Raw genomic sequence first — 796 nt, 5'->3', positions numbered from 1 at the left:
CAGGAAACCACCCCTGAACAATCTCACCTTTTACTGGGTGAATATGAGCAATATCTCGGGCTGCCCGAGTGCATTGAACAGTCTTTGTCATTGTCGGAAAGACAAGCGACAGCGGTGGAGAAAGACCATCGAAAGGGAAGGCTTCAAGCGTGGAACATTGAACAGCGGGCCAAAGATCTAGGCTTTCGCATCACAGTGAAAGAGCTCTTCCCCCATCACTGCCTACGCGGATGTACCTACCCGCTTTATGAAGAAAAATATCGCCATCTACTACGGGTGGTTGTGCATGACATCCAAGAGGCTGAGGGCAAGCAGCTTGAATGCACCCTTACCCAGTTCAAGCTCGGCGGCAAATACTACGAATTCATCTACGAGGGTAACGACTGATGCATTTTCTCAATAACGGATCTCAGGTCGAAACCGCTCCTGCTGCGAAATCAAGAATCGGCGCGCCAGGCTACTTCACTGAAAGTAATGAAGACAACACGCCAAGCTATCCTGGTCAGGACTGGTTTAACGCAGTGATAAGGGAATTTCAGACGGCATTAACGCGCTATGGCGTGCCTTTTGACCCTGATAATTTTGATCATCTGTCTCAGCTTATCCAGCTCACAGCATTACCTATAGGGACTCCTCTCCCCTGGATGACAGATAGCGCCCCCGAAGGTTGGGCCATCATGAAAGGCCAGGCATTTGATACTGACCTATACCCACAGACAGCCGCTATTTACCCAGATGGGACGCTTCCCGACATGAGGGGCCGTGGCTTAATAGGGAAAGAAGACGGTGAGATTGT

General features: G+C 50.3%; 2 protein-coding genes. Both read left to right on the top strand.

Annotated features, from left to right (window positions below; all coding sequences use genetic code 11):
- Window positions 1-387, top strand: a 387-nt coding sequence (locus GMA8713_RS25995; protein ID WP_157515808.1) for a putative phage tail protein, incomplete at its 5' end; no start/stop codon positions are given.
- The coding region (locus GMA8713_RS27885) for a phage tail protein (protein WP_198159600.1) at window positions 387-796 on the top strand (410 nt) is incomplete at its 3' end. The genes GMA8713_RS25995 and GMA8713_RS27885, both read left to right, overlap by 1 nt.

Source organism: Grimontia marina, from assembly GCF_900060185.1.
In the GTDB taxonomy this organism is placed as follows: Bacteria; Pseudomonadota; Gammaproteobacteria; order Enterobacterales; family Vibrionaceae; genus Enterovibrio; species Enterovibrio marinus.
This window is presented reverse-complemented; position numbering and strand designations above follow the sequence as displayed.